Raw genomic sequence first — 26,614 nt, 5'->3', positions numbered from 1 at the left:
GGGATCCTGCGCTGTTCTACCTGTGCCTCACTCGACCTTCAGGTCGGTCGCCAGCAGGTAGCCGGAGTGGTCGAGCTTGTAGCCCTCGATGTTGGCCTGGGTGGCATAGACGCCCCAGTTGGTCAGCACCGGCACGGCCACCATGTTTTCCAGCAGCACCTTCTGCGCCTCCGAGATGCAGTCGAGCCGTGCCTCGGGCTCCATGGTGGTCGAGCAGCGCTTCAGCACCGAATCCACCGCCTCGTTCGGGATCGTCTTGTCGCGGTGGCCGTCGCCCTGGAAGATCTGGTTCAGCACGTCGGCATCGCTCCAGGTCCAGCGCATCAGGTCCATGTCCCAGCCATCTTCCAGCAGCGAGGGGTAGAACGCGCCCCAGTCCGAGGTCTGGAGGTCGATCTTGATGCCGATGTCGGCGAGGTTGGCCTGGATCACCTGCAGCGTCCGGTCGATGTGGGTGAAGCCCGCGTAGGAAAGGATGGTCCACTCGGCGGGCGTGCCGTCCTTGTCGAGCGTGCCGTCGCCGTCGCTGTCGGTCCAGCCCGCCTCGGCGAACAGCGCCTTCGCCTTCTCGGGGTCGTAGGGGGTGCCATACTCCTTCGCCACCTCGGGATCGTAGCCCGGGATCGCCGCTGACAGCAGGCTGTAGGCCGGCTGGCCGTAGCCGTTCCAGGCCGCGGCCACTGCCGCCTCGCGGTTGATGGCATAGCCGATGGCCTTGCGCACCGTGACGTCGTCGAACGGCTTCTGCTGCATGTTGAACTCGAGGAACACGAGGTTGCCCGATGACTTGTCGATGATCGTCTTGAAATCCGGGTTGTCGACGAACTGCCCGATGGCATCCGCCTGGAGCGAGGCCGCCGAAAGCTCGCCCGTCTCCAGCGCCGCCTGGGCCACGCCTTCCTCGGGGATGACGTTCAGCACGATGCCCTCGATGTGGGCGGGGCCGGGGTTCTCGACATCGTCGCGGTACTGCTCGTGATAGGCGTCGTTCCTCGCCAGCGTGATCGAGGTGCCGGGGATCCACTGTTCCACGGTGAAGGGGCCGGTGCCGACGGGCGCGCGGGCGTAATCGTCGCCCGCCTTCTCGACCGCGGTGGGAGAGTTGATGCCGGCGCCCACGCCCGAGAGTGCGTTGAAGGCGGGGGCGAAGGGTTCGGAATAGGTGAAGACGACGGTCTTGTCGTCCTTCGCCTCGACCGATTTCAGCGGCCCCTGCGTCGCCAGCTGCGGCGAGGCGGTATCGGGGTCGAGGATCGTGTTGAACTGGGCGACCACGGCATCGGCGTTGAAGGGCGTCCCGTCGGTGAAGGTCAGCCCGTCGCGCAGGGTGAAGGTGATCCGGGTCTGGTCGTCCGAGACCTCCCAGCCGCTGGCGAGCCATGGCTTCGGCGTGCCGTCGAGGTCGATGTAGACCAGCCGTTCCACGACGTAGTTGATGACGCTGTTCGCGGTCAGCGAGTTTGTCTGGACGTTGTAGAGGCTTTCGGGATCCTCGCCGAGGCGCAGGTTCACGGTCTGGGCGGAGGCCGCCGTGGCGAGGGCGGCGGCACAGATCGGCGTCAGGAGAAGGGGTCGAACGAAGCGGCGCATGGCCGTCACCTCCTTGTTGGAAGGAATGGGGCGTTTCGTTTGCGTTGGCCGGCCCGCGGGCCTGCCCCCTCAGGGGACGACGGTTCGGATTGACTAGTCAAATTGATTTGACACCCCGGCCGTCAGAAACCTTCCCCGCTGCTGAAAAATGCGGCAGAGTTGTCGTACAATCCAGCGAAGTGAGGATGCGGGGCCCGGGGCCGCGGCCGCGGCAGGAGGTTTTGGTCCTGCCGCGGCGGCTCAGAACATCATTCTGAAGGGTTCGCCCAGCAACTGGCCGCAGAAGCCGAGGAATCGGGCGGCGTCGGCGCCGTTGATGACGCGATGGTCGTAGCTGAGGTCGAGCGGCACCATGGGGACGGGACGCGGCGTTTCGCCGTCCCAGACCGTTTCCGTGACGGTGCGGGTGATCCCGAGGATCGCAACCTCGGGCGGGTTGACGATGGGGGTGAAGGCCGTGCCGCCGATGCCGCCGAGATTGGTGATGGTCATCGACGCGCCGCCCATCTCGTCCTGCCTGATCTTGCGGCCTTGGGCGCGGAAGGCAAGGTCGGCGATCTCGGCCGCGATCCGCCAGAGGCCCTTCCGGTCGGCGTCACGGATCACCGGCACCATCAGCCCATGCGCCGTGTCCACGGCGATGCCGATGTGCACGTACTCCCGCAGGTACAGCGTCTTGCCATCGGTCGAGAGCGCGGCGTTGAACTTGGGGAACTCGCGCAGCGCCCGGGCCAGCGCCTTGACGTGGAAGGCGAGGGCGGTCAGCCGGACGCCGCGCGCCTGCGCTTCCGGCTTCAACTCGGCCCTGAGCGCCTCGATCGCCGTCACGTCCGCGCGGTCGTGGTGGGTCACCGCCGGGATCAGCGCCTGCGCGGCGGCGAGGTTGCGGGCGGCGGCCTGCGCGAAGCGGCTCATCGGCTCCTCGGTCACGGGGCCGTACCCGGTATGGTCCACGTCCCAGTAATTCGCAGCATCCGGCGCAGCAGGCGCGGTAGATGCAGGGGCGGCACCGCCGCCCAGATCCTCCGGCCCGATGGTCTGGCGGCCGAGGCCCTCGGCCAGCCGGTCGATGTCGATGCCCTTGTTGCGGGCCATCGCCCGGACCGAGGGGCTTGCGATCACGTCAGCCATGTCAGCTCCTCACCAGCTTGCCGAGATGTACTGGCTTTCCATGAATTCCAGCATCCCCTCGTGCCCCCCCTCGCGCCCGAGGCCCGACTGCTTGGTGCCGCCGAAGGGCGCCGCGGGGTCCGAGACGAGGCCGCGGTTCAGCCCGACCATGCCGTAGTCCAGCCGCTCGCAGACCTGCAGCGCGCGCTTGAAATCCTCGGAAAACACATAGGCGACAAGGCCGTACTCGGTGTCGTTCGCGCGGCGGATCACGTCCTCGGTGTCGGTGAAGGTCTGGAGCGCGGCGACGGGGCCGAAGATCTCGTCATGGACGCAGTCGGCGGTCTCGGGAACGTTCGACAGCACCGTGGGCGGGTAGTAATACCCCTTGCCCTCGGGCGCCTTGCCGCCGCATTCGATCTTCGCGCCCTTCGCCACGGCATCGGCCACGAAGGCCGCCACCTTGTCGCGGGTGTCGGCGTTGACCAGCGGGCCGACGTCGACGCTGGGATCGGTGCCGTCGCCGACCTTCAGCTTCGCCATCGCCTCGGTCAGCTTCGCGGTGAAGGCTTCTGCGATGTCGGCGTGGACGTAGATCCGGTTCGCCGCCGTGCAGGCCTCGCCGAGGTTCCGCATCTTGGCGAGCATCGTGCCGGTGACGGCCGTGTCGAGGTCGGCGTCCTCGAACACGATCAGCGGCGCGTTGCCGCCAAGCTCCATCGCCGGTTTCAGCACCTGGTCGGCGGCGGAGTGCAGCAGCTTTCGGCCGACCCCGGTGGAGCCGGTGAAGCTGACGACGCGCACCCGCGGATCGTGCAGCATGTGATCGACCAGCGCGCCGGTGCGGCGGCTGGGCAGCACGTTGACAAGGCCGTCCGGCACCCCGGCCTCGGCCAGCAGCGGCATCAGCGCGAGCATGGTCAGGGGCGTTTCCGAGGCGGGCTTGATGATGACGCCGCAGCCCGCGGCCAGCGCCGGGGCGATCTTCCGCGTGCCCATGGCGGCGGGGTAGTTCCAGGGCGTCACCAGCACGGCGAGGCCCGCGGGCTTGTGCTGCACCATGATCCGCGCGCCCGAGGCGGGGGCGTGGGTCAGCAGGCCATCGGCGCGCACCGCTTCCTCGGCGAACCAGCGGAAGAACTCGGCGGCATAGGTCGCCTCGCCCATGGCGTCGTTCCTGGCCTTGCCGTTCTCCAGCGTGATGAGCCGGGCGAAATGGTCGAGCCGCGCGGCCATCAGCTCCCACGCCTTGCGCAGCACTTCCGAGCGCTGGCGGGGCGTGCGGGCGGCCCAGTCCTTCATCGCCGCTTCGGCAGCGTCGAGGGCCGCGTCGGCATCGGCGATCTCGGCCGAGGCGACGGAGGCGAGCACCGTCTCGTTGGCCGGGTTGATGACGTCGAAGCGCGCGCCCTCGGCGCCCTGCTTCCACTTGCCGTCGATGAAGAGGTCGGTGTGGTCGATCTGGAACGTGGCGTCCATGGTGAACTCCGTTTCGTTAGAGCAGGTGGCGGAGCGGCTGCTCCATCCTCCCCGCGAAGCCGGTGAGAAGGGTGAGCGCCGCCTCGGCCCCGAGCTGACCGGCGCCGCACTCGAGGGTGATGGTCAGGGTCTCGCCGTGCCGGGTCAGGGTCAGGACGGGGCAGTCTTCGGCCCCGAGCGAGACGAAGGAGAGCGGCGCGTGGCGCAGGTCGCGCAGCAGGAGATGCGGCGTGCCCTCCGGGGCCTCGGCCCTGGCCCGGCCCAGCCACGGGCGGTCTGGGTCGGCGTAGTGCCGTGTGCTGCCGAAGGCGCTGACGGCGATGGTCAGGGGGCTGTCACCGGTCCTGAGCCCCGCGGCGGCGAACCCCGCGAGAAGCGATGCGGCGTCGGTGATCCCGAGCTTGTCCTTCGCCCAGGCGCAGAAGGCCGTGAAGCCCGCTTCCGGCACCTCGGCGCAGAGGCGGCGGGATGCTGCGGCGGGCGCGGTGCCGGCCGCCGTGGAGGTCTCCGTCCCCGGCGCCTCGGCGGGCAGGGCGGCAAGGGTTTCCAGATCCTTGACGTGGAACGGCTGCGGATGCCCCGCCTCGGCCAGCCGCCGCAGGTCGAGTCCCCGCTCCAGCGCCAGCCTGCGCGCCTTCGGCGAGGCGAGGATGCGGCCGTCGCTGCGTGCCATGGCAGGCGTTGCTTCCTTCGCCGGTTTCGCGGACGCCTCGGCCTTGGCTTCCGGCGCTTTCGCCTCGGCGGCTTTCCCGGGCGCCTTGGCCGCCGGAGCGCCCCCGGCCTTCGCGCTCTGCATGAAGGGCGCGCCGGGTTTCTTGGCGCTGATGATCGCCACGGAACCGCCGACCGGGATCTCTTCCCCCGGCTCGGCCAGCAGGGCGGCGACGTAGCCGTCGAAGCCCGCGGGGACCTCCATGGCGGCCTTGTCGGTCTCGACCTCGAACAGCGTGTCGTCGGCGGAGACGGCATCGCCGGGCTGCTTCTGCCAGCTGACGAGAAGCCCGGTGTCCTGCGCCATGCCGAGGGCCGGCATGATGATGGTCTTCCCCTCGGGCATTGTCCTGTCCCCCGAAGCCGGTTCAGCGTCGGGCGGGGCTTCGGCTCCGTTCGCGGGGGAAGGGGCCGAGTCCTCCTCTGCCGTCTCGGTGATCATGGCGATCACCTGGCCCACCGGCACGGCGTCCCCGGCACTGGCGGTCACGCCGGTGAGATAGCCGCTGCCCTGGGCCTCGACCTCCATTGTCGCCTTGTCGGTTTCGACCTCGAACAGCGCGTCGCCCTCGGCCACGGCGTCGCCGGGCTGCTTCAGCCACGAGACGATGACGCCGCTGTCCTGGGCCATCCCGAGGGCCGGCATGATCACTTCATGCGGCATGGATCAACTCGCCGCCGCAAAGCTTGCGCGCATTGGCCGCGACCCCCTCGGGCGTCGGAACGGTGACATCCTCCAGCGCGGGCGAGAACGGCACCGGCACGTCCATGGCTCCCATCCGCATCACCGGCGCGTCGAGGTGGTAGAACGCCTTCTCGGTCAGCCGCGACGCGATCTCTCCGGTGATGCCATAGCTCTGGTGCCCCTCGTCGATGACGATGGCGCGGGAGGTCTTCCTGACCGACTTCAGCAGCGTCTCCTCGTCCAGCGGCACGATGGTGCGGGGGTCGATGACCTCGGCGCTGATGCCCTCCTTTTCCAGGATCTCGGCGGCCTTCTCGGCCACTTGCACCATGGAGGAGGTGGCGATCAGGGTGATGTCCGTCCCCTCGCGCTTGATGTTGGCGACGCCGAAGGGGATCAGGTATTCCTCCTCCGGCACCGGGGCCTTGTCCTGGTACATCAGCTTGTCTTCGAAGATCACGACCGGGTTGTTGTCCCGGATCGCGGTCTTCATCAGCCCCTTCGCCTCGTAGGCCGAGGACGGCATCGCCACCTTCAGCCCCGGGATATGGGCCACCAGCGCATGCAGCGACTGCGAGTGCTGGGCGGCAGACCGCCGTGTCGCCCCCATGTTGGTCCGCAGCACCATCGGCACGTTCAGCTTGCCGCCGGACATGTAGTGGGTCTTGGCTGCCTGGTTGCAGAGCTGGTCCATGACGAGGAAGATGAAATCGCCGAACATCAGGTCGACGATGGGCCGGGTGCCGGTCATCGCGGCGCCGACGGCGAGGCCGACGAATCCCGGCTCGGAAATCGGCGTGTCGATGACGCGCTCGGTGCCGAACTCCTCGACAAGGCCCGACAGGACCTTGAAGGGCGTGCCGGCCTCGGCCACGTCCTCGCCCAGCAGGAACACGGTGGGGTCGCGGCGCATCTCCTCGGCGATTGCCTCGTTCACGGCCTTGGACAGGGTGATCTCTCGCATCTCGTCTCTCCTCAGGCCGCGTAGACGTGCATGTCGACTTCGGACACGTCGGGATATTTCGCGTCCAGCGCGTAGGCGACGGCGTCTTCCGCCTCCTTCCGGATCTTCTCGTTGATCTCCACCAGCTCGTCGGTGGTGACGATCTTCTCGGATTCCAGCCACTTGCCGAAGTTGGTGATCGGGTCGCGGGTGGTCTTCCACTCGGCCTCCTCGTCCTTCGCGCGGTAGTAGTCGCGGTTGATGTCGCCCACGTGGTGGCCGTGGTAGCGGTAGGTCTTGAGATTCATGAAGAACGGCCCTTCGCCCTTCCTGCACCGCTCGACCAGCTTCTGGGTCAGCTGGTTCACCGCCAGCACGTCCTGCCCGTCGACCTCGAAGCTCTCGATCCCGAAGGCCTCGGCGCGCGCGGTGATCGAGCCGGCGGCGATCTCCTCGGTCTTGGTGTACTCGGAATAGCCGTTGTTCTCGCAGGCATAGATCACCGGCAGGCCCCAGAGGGCGGCCATGTTCATCACCTCGTACCAGAGCCCCTGGGCCGTCGCGCCGTCACCGAAGAAGCAGACGGCGACGCGGCCGTTCTTCTGCATCTTCGCCGACATCGCGGCGCCCGTGGCGATGCCCATGGAGCCGCCGACGATGGCATTGGCCCCGAGGTTGCCGTTGCCCTGGTCGGCGATGTGCATCGAGCCGCCCTTGCCGCGGCAATATCCCTCTTCCTTGCCGAGAAGCTCGCAGAACATCTCCCTGAAGTTCGCGCCCTTGGCCACGCAATGGCCGTGGCCGCGGTGGGTCGAGGTGATCTTGTCCTCGGGGGTCAGCGCCTCGCAGATGCCGACGGCGACCGCCTCCTGGCCCGAATACATGTGGGTCAGGCCCGGCATCTTGGCCGAGAGGTAAAGCTGGTTGGCGTTGTCCTCGAAGGCGCGGATCCGCACCATCTGGGTATACATGCGCAGGTAGTCTTCGGTGTTCGTCTTGGACATGGCGGGTCCTCGAAAGATGCAGGCCGTCATCCTCGGGCTCGACCCGAGGATCTGCTGGCCGGGAGATCCTCGGGTCAGGCCCGAGGATGACAGCTGGAACGGGGCTCAGTAGCGGTTGGCGATCGGCAGCTCTTCCGCCGGGAACAGCGAGATGACCTCGCACCCCGTCTCGGTCACCACCACCTCTTCCTCGATCCGGGCGGCGGAATAGCCGTCCGTCGCGGGGCAGTAGGTTTCCAGCGCGAAGACCATGCCGGTCTGGATCTCCATCGGGTGGTCGAGGCTGATCGCGCGGCTGATGATCGGGCGTTCGTGAAGCGCAAGGCCCAGGCCGTGCCCGAACTGGAGGCCGAAGGCGGCATCCTCGTTCGGAAAGCCGAGCGATTCCGCGGTGGGCCAGACCTCGGCCACCTTGTCGGTCGTCACGCCCGGCTTGATCATCGCGATCGAGGCGTCGATCCATTCCCGCGCCTTCACGTAGGCGTCGTTCTGCGAGGGCGTCGCGCGGCCGACGTTGAACGTGCGGTAGTAGCACGTTCTGTACCCCTGATAGGACTGGAGGATGTCGAAGAACGCCTGATCGCCGGGCCGGATCAGCCGGTCGGTGAAGTTGTGGGGATGCGGGTTGCAGCGCTCGCCCGAGATGGCGTTGATCGCCTCGACGTCGTCGCTGCCCATCTCGTAGAGCATCTTGTTGCTGAGCGCGACGATGTCGTTCTCGCGCACGCCCGGCTTCAGCTCCTCGTAGATCATGTGATAGACGCCGTCGACCATGCTGGCCGCCTGGGTCAGAAGCTGGATTTCGTCCCAGTTCTTGATCTCGCGCGCCGCCAGCATGATCTGCTGGCCGTCCACCACCTTGATCCCTTCCGCCTGGAGTGCGTGGAACATCGCGGTTTCGGCATAGTCCACGCCGACGGGCATGTCGGCCATGCCCGCGTCCTTGATCAGCTGGGCGATCATCTTGGCGTATTTCTGCATCAGCCCGAAGTCGGGCGGGATCGTGCCGCGCATGCCGACGACGCCGGCAAGGCAGTGGTCGGGTTCCAGCCAGTCGGAATAGCGCTTGTGGTGGACGGCGGCCGAGCCGAAGTCCCAGACATAGGGGCTGTCGTCGCCGGTCAGCAGGCAGAAGCGGCACATCTTGTCCCGCTCCCACTCGCCGATCTTGGTGGCGGTGACGTAGCGGATGTTGTTCACGTCGAACAGCAGCAGCGAGCCCGCCTGCGAGTTCTGGAGCGACTGGCGGGTGCGCGCGAGGCGGTAGCGGCGCAGGCGGTCGTGGTCGATCCGGCGTTCGAAATCGACCGAGGTGTGGCCCCAGGCGGGCAGGCGCTCGCGCCATTCCCAGTTGGGTTCCAGGTCCTTGGGGGTCAGCAGGTTCGGCATCAATGCGCGTGACATGGCGTTCTCCTCAGGGTGCGCGCTGGCACGCACCGCTTGGTTGGATTTCGGGGGAAGCTGGGTGCGGGCACGCACCCTGCGGCATCACTGGATGCACCAGCCGCCGTCGATGTGGATCATCTGGCCGGTCATGTAGTCGCTGTCGTCGCTGGCGAGGAAGGACGCGGTGCCGGTGATGTCGTTCGGATAGGAGACCCGCTTGATCTGGAGCGCGTCGCGGACGATGTCCTCGTAGGCCTGGCCTTCCTTCTGCTTGAAGCCGATGTCCACGAGATCCTTGTCGAGCTGCTCCCACAGCGGGGTCACGACGACGCCGGGGGCGTAGCCGTTGACGGTGATGTTGTGCTCGGAAAGCGCGATGGCGCCGCAGTGGGTCAGGGCGAGGCAGCCGTATTTCGAGGTGCAGTAGACCGTCACATCCACCAGGGGCTTTCTCGAGGCGATGGAGCCGACGTTGATCAGCTTGTAGGGATGCCCCTCCATCGGACCCTGGGCGATCATCTGATTCGCGGTCTCCTGCATCCCGAGCCACATCGCCTTGGTGTTCACGTTCATGATGAGGTCCCAGTTGTCCTCGTCGATGTCCATGAAGAACCGCGGCTTGTTGAGCCCCGCGTTGAACAGTCCGACGTTGATCGAGCCGAAGGCCTCGACCGTGGCGGCGACGGCGGCGGCGTTGTCGGCGCGCTTCGTCACGTCCATCCTCACCGCGATCGCCTTGCCGCCGCCCGCGCCGTTGATCTTCCCGGCCATGGCTTCGGCCGCGTCGCCGTCGAGGTCGCCGAGGCAGACGTTGGCGCCCTGGGCCGCGAAGGCTTCGGCGTTGGCCGCGCCCATGCCGCGGGCCGCGCCGGTGATCAGAATGTTCTTACCCTTGAGCCGATTGGGGTCCATGGTTTCCTCCCTTGGTATTCATCATGTTCGCAAGGCCGCTTCCGCTGCCGCCTGGGCGCGCCTCAGCGCCTCGGCCGGGGGGATCACCCCGCGCAGCATGTCGTGCATCTCGGTGCCGCAGATGCGGATGATCTCGCAGATCTCCGGGATCGGCGGGCGCGGCCAGAACTGCAGCTCGTCGCGCCAGGACATGCCGTCCACCGCCTCGAAGATCGGCGACAGGCGCCGCACCTCGGGATCGGCGCCGACGGAATAGCGCGGCGCGGTGCGGCTGCCGTTCTGGATGTAGAGCTTCTGCGCCGCGGGGGACGTGAAGGCGACCAGCGCCTCGACCGCGTCCTCGATCCGCTCCTCGGCGAGGTTGGCCGGGATCCCGAGGACATAGCCGCCGACCGGGGCCAGCGGCGCGCCGTGCGGTCCCGCCGGGTGGGGCAGGTATCCGGTCTGTCCGTTCGCGGGCGATCCGGGGTCGAGCTCGAAATAGGGGGCGAGCAGGGTATAGCCGTAGGCCATGGCGATCCTGCCCGCCGCATAGGGGCGGACGCGCTCGTACCAGGACATCGACAGGATGTCGGGCGGCGAGAATTCGAGCAGCGCCATCAGGTATTCCGCCGCCTCCCGCGCGCGGGGCGTGTCGATGCTGGGCACCGCGGTCGTGGCGGCAAGGCTGTCGAGGTCGTAGCCGCCGGCGTTCTTCGGCATCTCGATGATCGGCTGGCCGAAATCGGCGCAGGTCATCATGAAGGTGTGGCCGAGCGCCGTGCCCCGCGCGGCGTTCCAGGCAATGCCGTAGCGGCCGTGGCGCGGATCGCTCAGCGCCTTCGCCGCGGAGAGCAGCTGGTCGGTGGTCGCAGGCGGCTCGAGCCCCGCCTCGGCGAACCAGTCGCGGCGGTAGAACAGCAGCTCGGGCGTCGTCTGGCTGGGCACGCCGTAGGGGTGGCCGCCCCAGTGGGCCGCGCGCCAGCCGGCGGTGTGGAAGTCCGCCGGGTCGAGCCGCGAGATGTCCATGACGGAATCGAGCGGCAGCAGGATGTTCCGCTCGGCGAACTCGCCGATCCAGGGCAGGTCCACCGCGATCAGGTCGTAGCGGCTGGCGGGGCGGGCGGCGTTCCTCAGCGTCTCTTCGCGGAGGCGGTCGATGGAGAAGGCGCGCTGGTTGATCTTGGTGCCGATCACCTGCTCGAACTGGCGCTTCAGGTTCTCCATGACCATGAAGGTCGGGTCGCCGTGCACGAGGATGCGGAGGCCGCCGGGCAGGGTCAGCGGCCGGCTCAGCACCCGGGGCGGCTGGATCGTCGACTGGCTCTCCATGTAGGAGCCGCCGAAGTAGTAATCTCCGCCTGCGGCCTGACCGCCGCCGAAGCGGGTGCCGGCCAGGCGGTGGACGCGGTCGGCAAGGCGTGTCCAGGTGGCCAGCAGCGACGGGCTGGGGTGGAGCGAGAAGCTCTTGCCGCTGCGCGAGCGCGGCCGCTGCTCGATCAGCCCCGCCTCCTTCATCTCGGCCAGCTTGCGGACTGCGGTGGCATAGGGCACGCCCGAGGCCGCGACGAGGGCCGATGCGGTGACCGCGCGCCCTTCGAGGTGGCAGCGCAGCAGGTGGATGCTCATGTTGAGGTAGGGGTTCGGCGCGGCGGGTTCGAGCGTGGTGTCGATCTCGTCGCTCAGGGCTTCCAGAAACTCGATCACCGTGAGAAGTTCCGCCCGGGCCGGTGCCGTGCCCGGGTCGGCGGCGGTGCCGTCGACCTTTCCGGGCGTGCTGGCGTGGGGGGGCATGACATTCACTTTGGATCGTCCGGTTTGATCGGAATACTTCGGTGTCGACTCGGTCATCCGGTCGCCTCTCGACTTTGTTCAAATTGGTCCGGGGGGAGTATGTCCTAAAAATCCGAACTGGATACTTCAAAGTCCGAAATGGACATATTGGCGGCGGATACGGCAGGGGCGCTCGGCAATCATGTTCGTGGCACATGGCCGACCGGCGAATCCCCGGGCCAAGGAGGGCAGCGGGGATCGACCGAGGAACAGAGAACAACACCCTGGGAGGAGAAATCGGATGAACACGACCCTGAAGGCAGCGCTTGTCGCCACCACCGCCCTGGCCGCTTCGGCGACCGGCGTGCTGGCGGAGGCCCACGGCAAGATGAAGATCGGCATCACCCAGAACAACGTGGGCGTCGACAGCTATCAGACCACCTACGAGAAGGCCTTCATCGAGGCCGCCAACGCCAACGAAAACGTCGAGGCCGTGGTGCTGGATGCCGGCGGCGACGTCGCCCGCCAGATCGCCCAGGTCGAGGACCTGATCCAGCAGCAGGTCGACGCCATCATCATCTGGCCGACCAACGGCGAGGCGGTGATCCCGGCCGTCAGGAAGGCGCAGAAGGCCGGCATCCCGGTGATCGTGACCAATTCGAACATCGCCGAGGAGGGCTTCGACTTCGTCGCCTCCTTCTCCGGCCCCGACAACATCACCCAGGGCGCCCGCGCGGCCGAGATCATGTGCGACAAGTTCAAGGACATGGGCATCGCGGACAGCGCGCAGATCGTCCAGATCTCGGGCCAGCCCGGCTATACCACCGCGATCGAGCGGGCGAAGGGCTTCGAGGACCGTCTGCCCGAGGTCTGCCCGGACGTGAAGCTGGTCGAGACGCAGCCCGGCGACTGGAACCGCGAAAAGTCGCAGAAGGTCATGGAAGCCTTCCTGGTGAAGTACGACAAGATCGACGGCGTCTATGCCGGCGACGACAACATGGGCGTCGGCGCGCTGAACGCCGCCAAGGCCGCGGGGCGTGACGGGATCATCTTCGTCGGCGCGACCAACTTCGCGGTGGGCTACGAGGCGATGGAGGCGGGCGACTACTGGGGCTCGATCTACCAGTCGCCGGTGGACGACGCAAAGGCGGCGCTGCAGACCGCCATCGACGTCCTGGACAAGAAGGATGTCCCGTTCCTGAACTACTTCGACACGCCGAAGATCACTCAGGACAACATGGATCAGTTCACGAAACCCGTGTTCTGATCCCCTCCCGGGGTGCGCGGGGCGGCGTGTTTCGTCCCGCGCATTCTTTCCTGCACTTTTCGAGGGAGGTCCTGTGATGGGACGAGTCTCCGGGCGATCCTGCATCGTCACCGGCGCAGCCCAGGGCATCGGGCGCGCCATCGGCGAGGCGCTGCTGGACGAGGGCGCCGACGTCTGTTTCGCCGACATCAATGCCGACAAGGTGGCCGAGGTGGCGAAGGCCAACGCCGACCGCGCCCGGGCGGCCGGTGGCAAGGTCACCCACGCGGCGGTCAACGTCACCGACCGCGCCCAGGTCCGGGCGATGATCGCCCATGCCGCGGTCACCTTCGGCAAGGTCGACGTCGTGTTCAACAACGCGGGCGTGAACAAGCCGATGAACTTCATGGATGTCACCGAGGACAACTGGAGGTTCATAATGGACATCAACGGCCTCGGCGTGCTGATCGGCATGCAGGAGGCGGCGCGGCAGATGATCGCGCAAGGGTCGGGCGGCAAGATCGTCAACACCGCGTCGATCGCCAGCCGCCAGGGCTTCGACAACGTCGCGCCCTACTGCGCCTCGAAATGGGCGGTGGTGTCGCTGACCCAGTCGGGCGCCCGCGACCTCGCCAAGCACGACATCACCGTGACGGGCTTCGCCCCCGGTGTCGTCGCCACCGAGATGTGGGAGGAGGTCGACCGCGACCTGATGAGTATCGGCGCGTCGGAGCGGCCCGGCCAGGCGATGGAGGAATTCTCGGCCGACATCCTGAAGGGACGCGTCGCGCAGCCCGTGGACATCACCGGCACGACGACCTTCCTCGCCTCGAGGGACAGCGACTACATGACCGGGCAGATCGTCATGATAGACGGCGGCATGACACTGGTTTGACGCCCCCCGCGGGGGGCGGACGGACGCCCCCCGGACCGGGGGACATGGGGAGGGGAGAACATGGCGGCTCTGACATGGTCGAACATCACGCAGGTGCTGGCGAAACAGGGAATCCTGATCGCCTTCGCGCTGTTCATGTTCGGCTTCGCGCTGGCGAACGCGCGGTTTCTGGACATCGACAACGTGCTGGGGGTGGTGCGCTCCTCGGCGATCCTCGGGGTGATGGCGCTTGGCGTGACCTTCGTGGTCATCAGCGGCAACCTCGACCTCTCGGTCGGCTCGATGATGTCCTTCTCGACCATCGTGGTGCTGGACCTGCACGACAAGATCGGCCCCGCGCTCGCCATTCCGGCGATGTTCGCGCTGACGCTCTGCCTTGGCGCGCTGATCGGCTTCCTCGTCGGCTATCTCCGGCTGAACTCGCTGATCGTGACGCTCGGGATGCTGTCGGCGATCCACGGGCTGACGCTGACCTGGTCGGGCGGCAAGAACATGGACATCGCCGACAAGCAGGGCACCTGGTTCGGCATCTTCGGTCAGGACGAGATGCTGGGCGTGCCGGTGCCGATCCTGGTCTTCGTGCTGCTCGCCGTGGTGCTGAGCGTGCTCTTGGCGCGGACCCCCTTCGGGCGCAAGGTCTATGCCGTCGGCGGTAACGGGACGGCGGCCACCTTCTCGGGCATCCCGCGGGCGCGGATCGTCTTCTGCACCTACCTGATCTCGGCCTTCTGCGTCGCCTGCGCGGGTCTCCTGCAGGCCAGCCGCTCGCTCGGCTCGCAGAACACCGTGGGGCAGGGGCTGGAGCTGGAGGTCCTGGCGGCGGTCATCCTTGGCGGCGCCTCGCTGCTCGGCGGATCGGGGACCGTGTTCAAGACGGTGATCGGGGTGCTGATCCTCGGTTTCATCCAGAACGGACTGCTGCTGGTCGGGCTCGAGTTCTACGTCCAGTACGTCGTCACCTGGGTCATCATCATCCTCGCCGTCTGGCTGGACGTCGCGGCCAAGCGCGGCCGGCTCTGGTCGCCGATTGCCTGAGGGACACGCCATGCAGAACGAAAACACCGCGCGGCTCCTGAAGCAGGGGGCGATCTGGGGCTTCATCGTGCTGGAGCTGATCTTCTTCAGCGTCGCGGGCAAGTTCCTGTCGCTGTCCGACGGCGCCTTCATGGACCTCGACAACATGCTGCTGCTCCTGAAGCAGTCGGCGCCCATCGGGATCATCGCGCTTGGCATGACCATCGTGATGATCAACGGCAACATCGACCTCTCGGTCGGCGCGATCTTCGCCCTGTCGGCGGTGATCCTCCTGGACAGCATGACCTGGCCGATCTTCGAGGGTCTGGGCGACTGGGTGATCCCCGTCTCGTGGCTGCTGGCGCTGGCGACGGGCACGGCCCTTGGCGCGCTGAACGGGCTGATCGTGTGGAAGACGGGGGTGGATGCCTTCATCGTCACGCTGGGGTCGATGCTGGGCTACCGGGGCCTCGTCTTCATGTACAACGGCGAACAGCCGACCTCGAACCTGAACTGGACGCTGGTCGACTTCGCCGAGGCGCAGCCCCTGGGCCTGCACACGGCGACGTGGTTCCTGCTGGGCTGCACGGCGGTGCTGTGGTGGCTGCTGAACCGGACCGTGCACGGGCGCAACGCCTATGCCATCGGCGACAACCGCGAGGCGGCGGTGAACGCCAGTATCCGCGTCGGGCCGCACATGATGATCAACTTCATGATCATCGGCTTCCTCGCCGCGCTGTCGGCGGCGGTGTTCTACTCCGAAAGCGGCTCGGTGAACCCGAACGACGGCTCGCTCTACGAACTCTGGGCGATCACGGCGGTGGTCCTCGGCGGCACGAAGCTGACCGGCGGGCGCGGCTCGGTCATCTCGACCTTCGGGGGGGTGATCGCGATCCAGCTGCTGAGGAAGGGTCTCGGCTACATCGGCGCGGACACCGAGACGGTGAACCTGGTGATCGGCCTGATCCTGATCGCGGTGCTCTACCTCGACAAGCAGCTGAACCGGAAGGGCAAGGAGGAGTTGCGGATATGACGACCGAGAGCAAACCGGCCCTGCGGCTGTCGGGGATCGTCAAGACCTTCCCCGGCGTGCGTGCCCTCGACGGCGTCAGCTTCGACGTGCGGCCCGGCGAGGTCCACGCGCTCCTGGGCGAGAACGGGGCGGGCAAGTCGACGCTGATGAAGGTGCTGGCCGGCATCCACCAGCCGAACGAGGGCGCCATCTTCATCGAGGAAGAGAAGGTGGTGATGCGCAACCCGCTGGACGCCAAGGCGAAGGGCGTGGTGCTGATCCACCAGGAGCTGAGCCTCGCCGAGGAGCTGTCCGCGGCCGAGAACATCTACCTCGGCGAGTTGCCGAGGAAGAGCTTCGGGCGGGTGGACTGGGCGACGCTCTATGACCGGGCGGGCGGGATCCTGAAGCGGCTGAACTGCAGTTTCGGCCCAAAGACCATCGTCGGCGACCTGTCCATCGCGAACAAGCAGATGGTGGAGATCGCCCGCGCGCTAACGGTGGACGCCAAGGCCGTGATCTTCGATGAGCCGACGGCCTCGCTCACCGATGCCGAGAAGGTCGTGCTGTTCGACGTGATCCGCGACCTGACGGCGCGGGGTGTCGGGATCGTCTACATCTCGCACCGGATGGACGAGATCTTCACCCTGTCCGACCGGATCTCGGTTCTGCGGGACGGCGCCCATCGCGGGACGCTGATCACGAAGGAGACGGACGAGGACGAGGTGACGAAGCTGATGATCGGCCGCTCGCTGGACCTGACGCGCAACATCGTGGCGGGCGAGCTGGGGCCGGTGGCGATAGAGGTGCAGGGGCTGTCCTGCGGCAAGCTCTACCGCGATGTCGGCTTCGAGGTGCGGGCGGGCGAGGTGCTGGGCTTCTACGGGCTGGTCGGCGCCGGGCGCACCGAGATCGCCGAGACGCTGTTCGGCCTGCGCGCGCCCTCGGCCGGGGAAATCCGGGTGGACGGGCAGGCGGTGACGATCCGCTCGCCCGGCGACGCGATCCGGCTCGGCATCTCGCTGGTGCCCGAAAGCCGGAAGGAGCAGGGGCTGATCCTGGGCATGAGCTGCAAGGACAACATGACCCTGCCGCAGGTGGGCGACCTGACCGCCGGTCCCTTCGTGTCGGACGGGGCCGAGATCGCGATCTTCGACCAGTACCGCGACAAGCTGGCGATCAAGACGCCGGGATGGCGGCAGGCGGTCGGCAACCTCTCGGGCGGGAACCAGCAGAAGATCGTGATCGGCAAGTGGCTGTCGATGCAGCCGAAGGTGCTGATCGTGGACGAACCGACGCGGGGGATCGACGTGGGCTCGAAGTCGGAGATCCACGCGCTGATCCGGGACCTGGCGAAGCAGGGCTATGCGGTGATCGTCATCAGCTCGGAAATGCCCGAGGTGCTGTCGGTCAGCGACCGGATCGCGGCGATGTACCACGGTCAGCTGATGCGCATCTTCACGGCCGCGGAGGTGTCGGAGGACAGCCTGGTGCAGGCGATCTCCGGCATCGGCGCCGGGAAGGTGGCGTGATGCGGGTCGGGTTTGCCGGGCTCGGGCGGATGGGCGCGCCGATGGTGAGGAACCTCGTCGCGGCGGGCCACGCGGTGACGGTTTGGAACCGCACGACCGCGGCGGCGGAGGCGCTGGCGGAGGAGACGGGATGCGCGGTGGCCGCGGCGCCCGTGGGTCTGACCGATGGCTGCGAGGTCGTGGTCACGATGCTGGCCGACGACGCCGCGTCCGAGGCGGTGCACCTGGGCCCCGGCGGGCTTTTCGCCGGGCGGGGGGCGTCGGTGTTCCTCGAGATGGGGACCATGAGCCCCGGCCACATCGCCTCGCTGGTCCAGCGGGTGCCGGACGGCGCGCGGGTGATCGACGCGCCGGTGTCGGGCGCCACGCAGGCGGCGGCGGAGGCTGCGCTTCTGATCATGGCGGGCTGCACCGAAGCCGAGGCGGCGCCGGTGATGCCGGTTCTGGAGGCCCTCGGCAGGAGGGTGATCTGCCTCGGCGCGCCAGGTCGGGGCGCGGTGATGAAGCTGTCCGTCAACGCCCTGATCCACGGACTGAACCAGACGCTGGCCGAGGCGATGACGCTGGCCGAGGCGACGGGGATCGACCCCGAGCGCGCCTTCGACGTGATCGAGGCCTCGGCCGCGGCGGCGCCGATGCTGCGCTATCGCCGCCCGCTCTACCTGCACGAGGCTGACCACGACGTGACCTTCACCGTGGCACTGGCGCGGAAGGACATGGGACTGATGGCGGAACTGGCCGCCGAACATGGCGTCGCGGTGCCCCAGGGCGCGGTGACGCTGGAAACGCTGAAGGCCGCCGAGGCCGGTGGATACGCCGGGCGCGACATGGCGGCGATGCTGGATTACATGAGGAAGACGAGACGATGAAAGCAGCCCTGTTCGTGGGAGGCTGGGAAGGCCACACCCCCACCGCCTTTTCCGACTGGTGCCGCGACCTGCTGGCCGGGAACGGCTTCGAGGTCGTGGTGCACGATACGCTCGCGCCGCTGGCGGAGCCGGAGAAGATGGCCGATGTCGACCTGATCGTGCCGATCTGGTCCTCGGCCCGCTCGGCTCACCGGCCCGAGTTCGGCAACATGACCAAGGCCGAGGAGGACGGGCTTCTGCAGCTGGTCGCGAACGGCTGCGGGTTGGCGGGATGGCACGGGCACATGGGCGACGCCTTCCGCGACCGGCCGACCTATCACTTCCTGATCGGCGGCCAGTTCGTGGCCCATCCGCCGGGCTGGCCGGACAACGCGGTGCCCTCGGACGATTACGTCGACTACGACGTGACGATCTGCCGGCCCGCCGATCCGATCGTGGAAGGCATCCGCAGCTTCAGGCTGCATTCCGAGCAGTATTACATGCTGGTCGACCCCTCGAACGAGGTGCTTGCGACCACCACCTTCTCGGGCGATCACCTGTGGTGGATCGAGGGCACGGTGATCCCGGTGGTCTGGAAGCGGCGGTGGGACCGGGGGCGGGTGTTCTACTGCTCGATCGGCCACACGCTCGACGACCTGAAGGTGCCGCAGGTGACCGAGATCATCCGCCGCGGCGCGCTCTGGGCGGCGCGGGGGGCGGCGTAGGGATTGGCCTGTCGGTGCCGGAGTTCGGGGAACTCCGGGGCGCACCCGCAGAGATGTCGCGCCGGGCGGTAACGCCGGGCAGGACGGGTGCGCAAGGATCAGGATGTCCCTTTGAAATCCGGAAGTTGTTGATCCTTCTCAGCCGCTTGCGTGGGGCTCTTGAGGCTTCACGCGAAGCGGCCGCTACTCCGCGGCCTTCAGCAGGAAACCCTTCTCGATCTGGTCCGAAGGCGCCACCGGATATTCGCCGGAGAAGCAGGCGTCGCAGTATTGCGGGCTGGCCGGATCGCGGCCCTGGGCCTCGCCCACGGCACGGTAGAGACCGTCGAGCGAGATGAAGCGTAGCGAGTCGACCTTCAGGTGGTCGCGCATCTCGTCCTCGCTCATGTGCGAGGCCAGAAGCTTTTCCCGCTCGGGCGTGTCGACGCCGTAGAAGCAGGGCCAGGCGGTGGGGGGCGAGGCGATGCGGAAGTGCACCTCGGCCGCGCCGGCGTCGAGGATCATCTCGCGGATCTTGATCGAGGTCGTGCCGCGCACCACGGAATCGTCCACCAGGATCACCCGCTTGCCGCGGATCAGCGCGCGGTTGACGTTCAGCTTCAGGCGCACGCCCATGTTGCGGATCTGCTCGGTCGGCTCGATGAAGGTGCGGCCCATGTACTGGTTGCGGATGATCCCCATGCCGTAGGGGATGCCCGATTCCGCGGCGTATCCGATGGCGGCCGGGGTGCCGCTGTCGGGAACGGGGCAGACCAGGTCGGCCTCGACCGGCGCCTCGCGGGCCAGTTCCACCCCGATGGCGCGGCGCGTCTCGTAGACCGAGCGGCCGCCGATGATCGAATCGGGGCGGGAGAAATAGACGTGCTCGAAGATGCAGAAGCGCGGACGCTGGGGGGCGAAGGGGCGGTGGCTCGCCACCTTGCCGTCCTCGATCACCACCATCTCGCCCGGCTCGATCTCGCGCAGGAACTGGGCGCCGATGATGTCGAGCGCGCAGGTCTCGGAACTCAGCACGAAGCCCTCGCCGAGCTGGCCCAGCACCAGCGGGCGCACGCCGAGGGGATCGCGCACGCCGATCAGCTTGGTGCGGGTCATGGCGACGATGGAGAAGGCGCCCTCGACCCGGCGCAGCGCGTCCTGCATCCGCTCGGGCACCTTGCGCTGCAACGAGCGGGCCATCAGGTGGATGATGCACTCGCTGTCGCTGGAACTCTGGAAGATCGAGCCGCGCTCGATCAGCTCGCGCCGGAGCGCGTCGGCGTTGACGATGTTGCCGTTGTGCGCGATGGCCGCACCGCCCATGGAGAACTCGCCGAAGAACGGCTGCACGTCGCGGATCTGGGTGTTGCCCTTCGAGCCGGCGGTGGAATAGCGGACATGGCCGATGGCGAGCGGCCCCGGAAGCGTATCCATCAGCGACTGCTTGGTGAAGTTGTCGCGGACATAGCCGAAACGGCGGGCCGAGTTGAAGCCGTGCTCGGGGTCGTGGCTGACGATGCCGCCGGCCTCCTGGCCGCGGTGCTGGAGCGCGTGCAGGCCGAGGGCGACGAAATTGGCTGCGTCGGCCACGCCGACGACGCCGAAGACCCCGCATTCCTCCTTCAGCTTGTCGGCGTCGACGTCGAACGGATGGGCGGGGGGCAACTGGCGCATGGGATCGGGACTCCGAATCCTGTGGGGCAACTGCGCGTCACATAGGACGTTCCCGGCCCGGTGTCACGAAAGGATCATCAAACTTTCCGTGCCGTGGCCTCAGAGCGGGGCATGGTGCGTCAGGATCGGCCAGAGCGAGGCGACAAGCAGCGCCGCCATGGCGAGGTTGAAGGCCCGCAGATGCCGCGGCTGACGCAGGAGGCGCGCCACCTCGCGCCCGAGGATCGTCCAGACGCCGACCGAGGGCAGGTTCACGAGGCCGAACACCGCCGCCACCAGCAGCACCGAGACGAGCGAGCGGTCGGGGGCATAGGCGGTGGTCGCGGTCAGCGCCATCGCCCAGGCCTTCGGGTTGACCCACTGGAACGCGGCGGCCTGCAGGAAGGTGAAGGGGCGGCCTTCGGGCGCCAGCTTCCGCTCGGGCGGCGCGGCGGTCGCGATCTTCCAGGCGAGGTAGAGCAGGTAGACGACCGCGAAGACCTTCAGCAGCATGTCGGCCAGCGGGAACCTCTGGAACAGCTGTCCGACCCCGGCGCCCACCAGCGCCACCATCAGCGTGAAGCCGAGCGCGACGCCGAGCATGTGGGGCAGGGTGCGGCGCAGTCCGAAGTTGGCGCCCGAGGCCATGAGCATCAGGTTGTTCGGCCCCGGCGTCACCGAGGAGACGAGGGCGAAGAGGGCAAGGGCGAGGATCAGGTCGAGGCTCATGGCGCAAGGATGTAGCAGCTTGCGCGGCGGGCGCCCGCGAAAAGCGTCGGGCGGACGGATTTTTGCGGAAATGCGGGGAGAGGATCCTCCTCTCCCCGCACCCCTCTCCGGGCCGGGCGGCGGGAGAGGGTCAAGCGCATGGGGGTGCGCCGCGTCACGTCCGCCGGGCAGTGTCTGCGGCGGGCACAAGCGCGGGAGGATCAGGCTGCCGCCAGGTCCTCCTTCACGATCTTCTCGATGTCGTCGATGGAGTGGTTGGTCAGCGTCTTCGCGACCTCGCCGATGACCTTCTGGCGCACCTCCTGGTGCATCTTGTCGCGGATCTCGCCCAGGACACCCGGCGCGGCCACCAGCACGAGCGAATCGTACTTCCCCCTGTGCGCCTGCTTGTAGAGCAGCTCGGCCAGGTCGTCGGCGAAACGGTCCTTCGCCAGCTGGTGCCAGTCGGTGTCCTGGAAGGCCGAGCGGGGCCCCGAGGCCTCGCCGCCCGGGCGGCCCTCCTGCATCCGGCCGGGACGGTTCGCGGACTGGTCGAGATCCGAGGGATTGTCCTGCTCCTCCTTCCGGCGGACCTGGAGGTGCGGATCCTCGCCGTCGGTCACGTTCTCGAGGAACAGCGCCTTTTCCCCGTCGGCGATCAGCACCCAGGTGCCGTTCTTGAGGGTGGTCATCGCTGGCCCTCCCCGGTGCCGTGGTGGCCGCCGAGGTTGCCCTCGCCTTTTTCGTCGGACTTGCGCACGCGCTCGTTGCTCTCGCCCTGGCGCGCGGCCTCCGCCTCGCTGCGGGTGCCGACGTCGCGCTCGAGGTTGCCCTGGGCGCGGCCCTGCTGGCCGGGGGTCGGGGTGTCGGAGGTGAAACGCTCGGTCTCGCGGGTGCCGGAGGTCGATCTCTGTCGTTCGGCCATGGTCTGACTCCTTCTTTCAGCTGTCAGACCAACCCGGGGACGGGGGGCGGAGTTCCGGGCTCAGATCGCGCCGCAGTTGCCCACCAGTTCCTCGTAGCGGCCGACGATCCAGCCCGGCGCGTCGGTCGGGATCTGCTCGTCGATGCTGGCCTGGGACTGGGCGAAGATCGCGGCGGTGCGCGAGTTGTCGACCATCGGGAAGGCGGCCGTGGTGGCGACGCGGTCGTAGACCACGAAGGCGACGGCCACCAGGATCACGCCGCGCACGACGCCGAACAGGAAGCCGAGCGCCTGGTCGATGCCGCCGATGGCCGAACGCTGCACCGCCCCCGCGAAGAGCGGTGTGAAGATCGAGGCCAGCACCAGCGCCACGGCGAAGACGGCGGCGAAGGCGGCGATGATCGACAGCTCGCAACTGTCGTTCAGGAACTTGTCGAGCACCGGGATCTGGCGCACCAGAGGTTCCGCCTGGGGAGCGAAGATGAAGGCCAGCACCGCGGCGGCGACCCAGCCGACGATCGACATCAGCTCGCGCACGAGACCGCGGGAATAGGCGAGGATCGCCGAAATCACGATGACCGCGGCCACCACCCCGTCGATGACGGTAAAACCTTCCATGCCTCAGCCTTCCCTTTGGCGCCGCCTGCGGACCGCCTGGTTGTCACCCCGCCCCGAACAGATCGCCGACGAGGCCGGTCAGGTCCTTGTAGCGGCGCATGGACAGCCCGGCATCCGCCGAAGGCTTGCTGCGCTCGGGCGCAATCGCCGCCGAGAAACCAAGTTTTTGCGCCTCTTTCAACCTGTTTTCGGTCTGGCTGACGGGACGCAACGCGCCACTGAGGCTTATTTCCCCGAAAACCACCGTCTGCGGCGGCACCGCGATGTCCTCGCGGGCGCTGAGCAGGGCCATGGCCACGGCGAGGTCGGCGGCCGGTTCGCTGATCCGGAGGCCCCCGGCGACGTTGAGGTAGACGTCGAGCCCGCCGAAGGGGATGGCGCATCGGGCTTCCAGCACGGCGAGGATCATGGCGAGCCGTCCGCCGTCCCAGCCCACGGTCGAGCGGCGGGCCTGGCCCGCGGGGGCGGGGGCGACCAGCGCCTGGAACTCGCACAGGACGGGCCGCGTGCCCTCGATCCCCGCGAAGACGACCGAGCCCGGCGCGGGATCCTCGCGGTCGGACAGGAACAGGGCCGAGGGGTTGGCGACCTCGGACAGCCCGCCGCCCGTCATCTCGAACACGCCGATCTCGTCGGCGGGGCCGAAGCGGTTCTTCACGGCGCGCAGGATGCGGAACTGGTGGCCGCGCTCGCCCTCGAAGTAGAGCACGGTGTCCACCATGTGCTCGACCACCCGGGGGCCCGCGATCTGGCCGTCCTTGGTGACATGGCCGACGAGGATCACCGCGACGCCGTGGCGCTTGGCGAAGCTCGTCAGCTCGTGGGCCGCGGCGCGCACCTGGGAGACGGAGCCGGGGGCCGAGCCCACCTGGTCGCTCCACATGGTCTGGATCGAGTCGATGATGGCGAGCTGGGGCTTCTCGGCCTCCAGCATCGTCAGGATGTCGCGCAGGTTGGTCTCGGCGGCGAGCTTCACCGGCGCGTCGGCGAGCGCGAGGCGCTGCGCGCGCATCCGGACCTGGGCCGAGGCCTCCTCGCCGCTGACGTAGACAGATTTCAGCCCCGCGCGGGCGAAACTGGCGGCGGCCTGGAGGAGGAGGGTGGATTTGCCGATGCCGGGATCGCCGCCGACGAGGATCGCCGAGGCGGGGACGAGCCCGCCGCCGAGCACCCGGTCGAGTTCCCCGAGGCCCGAGGCGGTGCGTGGCGGCGGCGCCTCCTCCCCGGCGAGGTCGGTCAGCTGGATGCGCGCGCCGCGCTTCGCCCCGAGGCTCTGCGCGGCCGGGCCGGACGAGAGCGGCACGTCCTCGACGATCGAGTTCCACTCGCCGCAGGCATCGCAGCGCCCGGACCACTTGGTGTGGACGGCGCCGCAGGCGTTGCAGACGAAGGCGGGGGATCTGGCCATGGCGCCTTGTGACGCCCCGGCCAGCCGGTTGCAAGACCGCCTATTCGGCGGCCGTCGCGTGCGGGTAGCTCACCACGTTGCCGCGGGGCCGCTGACGGCTGAAGCCGAGCGGCTGGAGCACGTCGCCAAGCTGGTCCTGCAGCCGGTCGAGCTGGCTGCGCAGGATGTCCTCGTCCACGCCGATCGCCTCCTGCCAGCGGCGGAGTTCATGGGCGACGGTGTTGGCCTCGGCGATCTGGTCCTGGAAACGCTCGATCTCGGCCTGGCGTTCGGCCAGCAGGCTGCGGGCGCGGGCCACCTTCTCGTCCGAGTAGGTCTCGGCCAGCTCGTGCGACACGCTGCTCATCTGCGCCGCCGCCTCCAGCACGTCGAACTCGAGATGGCCGAGATCGGGGTGCTTGCGGAGGTAGAGCAGCCTCTCCTTCACCGCGTCGTACTGCTCGGACAGCTGGAACACGCCGCCCCGGTCCGCGGCATGGCAGGCGCGGTAGGCGTCGGCGACGTCGCTCATGCAGATGCGGAAGTCGCGGTGGGTGCGCTCCAGCGCCATGACCCGATGGCCCGAGGGCACGAGGAAGGCGATGAACAGCAGCAGCAGCGCCAGCCCGCACTGGACCGCGATCCCCGCGGCAGGATAGGTGACGTCGCCGAAGGTCAGCGGGAGGGTCAGCCAGGGAAGGACACCGGCGGCGGAGAGGGCGACGGTGCCGAGGGCCGCGAGCGCCGCCGCGCCAAGTCCCAAGGTGGCCAGTCCCTGAGCCCATCGACCGATCCGGTCGACGGCGGTGCGGTTGCCCGTTTTCATATCACTCATCCTTCGTTCTCGGCACATCTCCGCCGAGGGAACACACGATGCGGTGATATGGTTGCATGCATTTGTGAACTAAGGCGAACGAACCGGCCGTAGGTCAGGTTTCGCCGGTCCGGGACGTGCCGTGCAGCGACGGCCTCTGCGCCATTTCGCCGATGCGCCGGTTCAGCGGAACCACGGTATCGGCCTTGCGACGGCGGTCCTCGATCGTCGTCTCGAAGCCGAGCTTCGGCAAGAGTTCCAGCAGGTCGGATTCGAGCCGGGCGAGGTGGCGGCGCCCCAGAGCTTCCTCCGACGTCGCCGATCCCCCGAGACCGCGGCCTGTCGATGTCGGTCATGGCACTCACTCCCGCAATGGATGCCGGCCGGACATCGTGGCGGCATTGTGGCAAGCATACGGCAAAGCCGGGGCGCGTGAACCCGTTCAGCGGCCAGAGAGGGACAATGGCGCGAACGCACTGTTTCCGGAGCACCGACAGTGCAGGGTCGTCAGGAGGGGGTGCCGTCGCCGCCGTAGCGGCGGCCGTAGCGGGCGCCGAGGGAGGTCAGGATCTCGTACCCGATGGTGCCCGCCGCCTCGGCCAGGTCGTCCACCGACTGGTGGGCGCAGAGGATGTCGAGGTGGCTCGGGACGCTCGGCAGGTGGGTCACGTCGACGGTCAGAAGGTCCATCGACACCCGCCCGGCGAGCGGGCAGGGCACCTCGCCCGCGAACAGCACCGCCCGCGCGCCCATGGCGCGGATCAGCCCGTCGGCATAGCCCGCCGAGACGGTGGCGATCAGCGACAGTTCCTCGGCCGTGAAGGCGCAGCCGTAGCCCACCGGCTCCCCGGCCGCGACCTCGCGCACCTGCACGACGGGCAGCGCGAGATGCGCGACCGCCCGCGCCTCGGCGAAGGGCAGGCCGCCGTAAAGCCCGATGCCGGGGCGCACGAGATCGAAGTGGTAGTCGGGGCCGAGCAGGATCCCCCCCGTGGCCGAGAGCGACAGCGGCACGTCCAGCCCTTCCGTCATCTCGCGGAAGGCGGCGAGCTGGCGGGCGTTCATCGGATCGTCGGGCTCGTCCGCGCAGGCGAGGTGGCTCATCACCAGGACCGGGCGCTGCGCCATGACGATGCCGCGCGCCGCCTGCCATTCCGTCGGTTCGAGCCCGAGCCGGTTCATCCCCGAATCGAGCTGCACGCCGAAGGGATGACCCGGCAGCGCCTCGAAATGGCGGGTCATCTGCTCGATCGAGTTCAGCATCGGCGTCAGGGCGAGATCGTGGAGCATGTCGGCGTCCGCCGCCATGTGGCCCGCGAAGACGCAGATCTCGGGATCGGGGCCGAGGGCCTGGCGCAGCGCCGCGCCTTCCTCGGCCACGGCGACGAAGAACCGCCGCGCCCCCGCCCGCGTCAGCGCCCGCGCGACGCGCCCCGCGCCGAGGCCGTAGCCGTCGGCCTTGACCACCGCGGCCGTCTCGACCTCCGGGGCCGAAAGCGCGTCGAGCGCGCGCCAGTTCGCGCAGAGCGCGTCGAGGTCGATGGAGAGTGTGCCGGTGCCCATGGCGGTGTTGTGACCAAGCCCGCCGGGCAGGGCAAGAGGCGGCGAGGCGGGCGGCCGCTTTTTCCGGCGCGGTGTTCCGGGACCGTCGCGTCCGGGCGGCGGGGGAGAGGAGACCCTCTCCCC

The 26,614-nt window shown here is 68.3% G+C and carries 25 protein-coding genes; 7 read left to right on the top strand and 18 right to left on the bottom strand.

What is annotated here, in order from left to right; all coding sequences use genetic code 11:
- Positions 1 to 27: 27 nt before the first annotated feature.
- The 9 genes from A7B20_RS05815 to A7B20_RS05775 form a co-directional block, all read right to left on the bottom strand.
- Complete coding sequence (locus A7B20_RS05815; RefSeq protein ID WP_102107617.1) at positions 28 to 1,590, bottom strand: ABC transporter substrate-binding protein; 1,563 nt, start codon at positions 1,588 to 1,590, stop codon at positions 28 to 30.
- Between the two features lie 240 nt (positions 1,591 to 1,830).
- Complete coding sequence (locus A7B20_RS05810) at positions 1,831 to 2,721, bottom strand: 2-oxo acid dehydrogenase subunit E2 (protein ID WP_102107616.1); 891 nt, start codon at positions 2,719 to 2,721, stop codon at positions 1,831 to 1,833.
- Positions 2,722 to 2,730: 9 nt separating this feature from the next.
- Entirely contained in the window at positions 2,731 to 4,161 is a 1,431-nt protein-coding gene (locus A7B20_RS05805) for an NAD-dependent succinate-semialdehyde dehydrogenase (RefSeq protein ID WP_102107698.1), read from the bottom strand.
- A gap of 34 nt (positions 4,162 to 4,195) precedes the next feature.
- Complete coding sequence (locus A7B20_RS05800; RefSeq protein ID WP_102107615.1) at positions 4,196 to 5,554, bottom strand: biotin/lipoyl-containing protein; 1,359 nt, start codon at positions 5,552 to 5,554, stop codon at positions 4,196 to 4,198.
- Positions 5,544 to 6,539 carry an alpha-ketoacid dehydrogenase subunit beta gene (locus A7B20_RS05795; protein WP_102107614.1) on the bottom strand — a complete coding sequence of 332 codons (996 nt, stop codon included), beginning with the start codon at positions 6,537 to 6,539 and terminating at the stop codon, positions 5,544 to 5,546. Before A7B20_RS05795 ends, A7B20_RS05800 begins: the two co-directional genes overlap by 11 nt.
- A gap of 11 nt (positions 6,540 to 6,550) precedes the next feature.
- Positions 6,551 to 7,522: a thiamine pyrophosphate-dependent dehydrogenase E1 component subunit alpha gene (locus A7B20_RS05790; protein ID WP_102107613.1), complete on the bottom strand. Its 972-nt coding sequence runs from the start codon at positions 7,520 to 7,522 to the stop codon at positions 6,551 to 6,553.
- Positions 7,523 to 7,627: 105 nt separating this feature from the next.
- Entirely contained in the window at positions 7,628 to 8,926 is a 1,299-nt protein-coding gene (locus A7B20_RS05785; protein ID WP_102107612.1) for a M24 family metallopeptidase, read from the bottom strand.
- A gap of 84 nt (positions 8,927 to 9,010) precedes the next feature.
- Complete coding sequence (locus A7B20_RS05780) at positions 9,011 to 9,820, bottom strand: SDR family NAD(P)-dependent oxidoreductase (RefSeq protein WP_102107611.1); 810 nt, start codon at positions 9,818 to 9,820, stop codon at positions 9,011 to 9,013.
- A gap of 21 nt (positions 9,821 to 9,841) precedes the next feature.
- A complete protein-coding gene (locus A7B20_RS05775; protein ID WP_216641172.1) occupies positions 9,842 to 11,593 on the bottom strand; it encodes an extracellular solute-binding protein in 1,752 nt (583 codons plus the stop codon).
- A gap of 280 nt (positions 11,594 to 11,873) precedes the next feature.
- Between A7B20_RS05775 and A7B20_RS05770 the strand changes: the two genes are divergently transcribed.
- The 7 genes from A7B20_RS05770 (at position 11,874) to A7B20_RS05740 (ending at position 18,844) form a co-directional block, all read left to right on the top strand.
- Positions 11,874 to 12,839: a sugar ABC transporter substrate-binding protein gene (locus A7B20_RS05770; protein ID WP_102107609.1), complete on the top strand. Its 966-nt coding sequence runs from the start codon at positions 11,874 to 11,876 to the stop codon at positions 12,837 to 12,839.
- Positions 12,840 to 12,915: 76 nt separating this feature from the next.
- Positions 12,916 to 13,713, top strand: a complete 798-nt coding sequence (locus A7B20_RS05765; RefSeq protein WP_102107608.1) for an SDR family NAD(P)-dependent oxidoreductase — start codon at positions 12,916 to 12,918, stop codon at positions 13,711 to 13,713.
- Between the two features lie 60 nt (positions 13,714 to 13,773).
- Positions 13,774 to 14,748 (top strand): ABC transporter permease, encoded by a 975-nt coding sequence (locus tag A7B20_RS05760; RefSeq protein WP_102107607.1) that lies wholly within the window; start codon positions 13,774 to 13,776, stop codon positions 14,746 to 14,748.
- Between the two features lie 10 nt (positions 14,749 to 14,758).
- Positions 14,759 to 15,760, top strand: coding sequence for an ABC transporter permease (locus A7B20_RS05755; protein WP_102107606.1), 1,002 nt, complete (start codon positions 14,759 to 14,761; stop codon positions 15,758 to 15,760).
- Positions 15,757 to 17,271: a sugar ABC transporter ATP-binding protein gene (locus tag A7B20_RS05750; protein WP_102107605.1), complete on the top strand. Its 1,515-nt coding sequence runs from the start codon at positions 15,757 to 15,759 to the stop codon at positions 17,269 to 17,271. Before A7B20_RS05755 ends, A7B20_RS05750 begins: the two co-directional genes overlap by 4 nt.
- Positions 17,271 to 18,140 carry an NAD(P)-dependent oxidoreductase gene (locus A7B20_RS05745; protein ID WP_102107604.1) on the top strand — a complete coding sequence of 290 codons (870 nt, stop codon included), beginning with the start codon at positions 17,271 to 17,273 and terminating at the stop codon, positions 18,138 to 18,140. Before A7B20_RS05750 ends, A7B20_RS05745 begins: the two co-directional genes overlap by 1 nt.
- A complete protein-coding gene (locus A7B20_RS05740; protein WP_102107603.1) occupies positions 18,137 to 18,844 on the top strand; it encodes a ThuA domain-containing protein in 708 nt (235 codons plus the stop codon). Before A7B20_RS05745 ends, A7B20_RS05740 begins: the two co-directional genes overlap by 4 nt.
- 183 nt (positions 18,845 to 19,027) lie before the next feature.
- On the opposite strand, the gene purF is transcribed toward A7B20_RS05740, so the two are convergent.
- The 9 genes from purF to alr all read right to left on the bottom strand — a co-directional run bounded on the left by purF (position 19,028) and on the right by alr (position 26,491).
- Positions 19,028 to 20,497 carry an amidophosphoribosyltransferase gene (gene purF / locus A7B20_RS05735; RefSeq protein ID WP_172960972.1) on the bottom strand — a complete coding sequence of 490 codons (1,470 nt, stop codon included), beginning with the start codon at positions 20,495 to 20,497 and terminating at the stop codon, positions 19,028 to 19,030.
- Positions 20,498 to 20,596: 99 nt separating this feature from the next.
- Complete coding sequence (locus tag A7B20_RS05730; RefSeq protein ID WP_102107602.1) at positions 20,597 to 21,205, bottom strand: LysE family translocator; 609 nt, start codon at positions 21,203 to 21,205, stop codon at positions 20,597 to 20,599.
- 200 nt (positions 21,206 to 21,405) lie between these two features.
- Positions 21,406 to 21,876 (bottom strand): host attachment family protein, encoded by a 471-nt coding sequence (locus tag A7B20_RS05725; protein WP_102107601.1) that lies wholly within the window; start codon positions 21,874 to 21,876, stop codon positions 21,406 to 21,408.
- On the bottom strand, positions 21,873 to 22,109 hold the full coding sequence (locus tag A7B20_RS05720; protein ID WP_102107600.1) for a hypothetical protein: 237 nt from the start codon (positions 22,107 to 22,109) through the stop codon (positions 21,873 to 21,875). Before A7B20_RS05720 ends, A7B20_RS05725 begins: the two co-directional genes overlap by 4 nt.
- A gap of 60 nt (positions 22,110 to 22,169) precedes the next feature.
- Entirely contained in the window at positions 22,170 to 22,727 is a 558-nt protein-coding gene (locus tag A7B20_RS05715; protein WP_102107599.1) for a CvpA family protein, read from the bottom strand.
- A gap of 43 nt (positions 22,728 to 22,770) precedes the next feature.
- Positions 22,771 to 24,135 (bottom strand): DNA repair protein RadA, encoded by a 1,365-nt coding sequence (radA, locus tag A7B20_RS05710; protein WP_102107598.1) that lies wholly within the window; start codon positions 24,133 to 24,135, stop codon positions 22,771 to 22,773.
- Between the two features lie 40 nt (positions 24,136 to 24,175).
- On the bottom strand, positions 24,176 to 24,949 hold the full coding sequence (locus A7B20_RS05705) for a DNA repair protein (RefSeq protein WP_172960971.1): 774 nt from the start codon (positions 24,947 to 24,949) through the stop codon (positions 24,176 to 24,178).
- A gap of 94 nt (positions 24,950 to 25,043) precedes the next feature.
- Positions 25,044 to 25,181 carry a hypothetical protein gene (locus tag A7B20_RS21195; RefSeq protein ID WP_157937612.1) on the bottom strand — a complete coding sequence of 46 codons (138 nt, stop codon included), beginning with the start codon at positions 25,179 to 25,181 and terminating at the stop codon, positions 25,044 to 25,046.
- A gap of 254 nt (positions 25,182 to 25,435) precedes the next feature.
- Complete coding sequence (gene alr, locus A7B20_RS05700) at positions 25,436 to 26,491, bottom strand: alanine racemase (protein ID WP_102107596.1); 1,056 nt, start codon at positions 26,489 to 26,491, stop codon at positions 25,436 to 25,438.
- Between the last annotated feature and the right edge of the window lie 123 nt (positions 26,492 to 26,614).

The organism is Oceaniglobus roseus (assembly GCF_002869745.1).
Taxonomy (GTDB): Bacteria; Pseudomonadota; Alphaproteobacteria; order Rhodobacterales; family Rhodobacteraceae; genus Oceaniglobus; species Oceaniglobus roseus.
Note: the sequence above shows the minus strand (reverse complement) of the source record. Positions and strands in the feature narration are given on the sequence as shown.